Below are 597 nucleotides of genomic sequence, written 5' to 3' on the forward strand. Positions count from 1 at the left end.
AGAATGAATCGGGCATGGTGCCGATTAACGAAGCCGAAGTAACCCAAGACGACGTCGATGCGGTGATTCATGCGGCTAAATCTGTGCCTATAGCGCAAGAGCGCCGCATTCTTCACGTGTTACCGCAAGAATTTATCATCGATTCACAAGAGAGCATCAAAAGCCCTATTGGCATGTCAGGGGTACGTATGGAAGCACGGGTGCATATCATTACCTGTGCCAACGACATGGCCAAGAACATCGTGAAGGCGGTTGAGCGCTGCAGTTTAAGCGTCGATTGCTTGGTGTTTTCAGCGTTGGCATCAAGTACTTCGGTGCTTACTGAAGACGAAAAGGATTTGGGTGTAGCGTTGGTAGATATGGGCGCGGGCACCATAGATATCTGTATCTATACCGGTGGCGTCTTGCGTCACACGGCGGTTATCCCTGCGGCGGGTAATCAAGTGACCAGCGATATTGCCAAGATCTTCCGCACCCCGCTGAATCACGCCGAAGAAATCAAAACCAAATACGCGTGTGCGCTGCGCCAGATGGTGAACAAAGACGAGCACATTGAAGTACCGTCAGTGGGTGGGCGTCCAGCGCGTAGCATGGAGC

Annotated in this window: 1 protein-coding gene; it reads left to right on the forward strand. The window is 52.1% G+C overall.

Going from position 1 to position 597, the window contains the following annotated elements; genetic code table 11:
- Positions 1-14: 14 nt before the first annotated feature.
- The coding region (gene ftsA / locus AOG28_RS17505) for a cell division protein FtsA (RefSeq protein WP_235507081.1) at positions 15-597 on the forward strand (583 nt) is incomplete at its 3' end.

It is taken from the genome of Cobetia sp. UCD-24C (genome assembly GCF_001306765.1).
In the GTDB taxonomy this organism is placed as follows: Bacteria; Pseudomonadota; Gammaproteobacteria; order Pseudomonadales; family Halomonadaceae; genus Cobetia; species Cobetia amphilecti.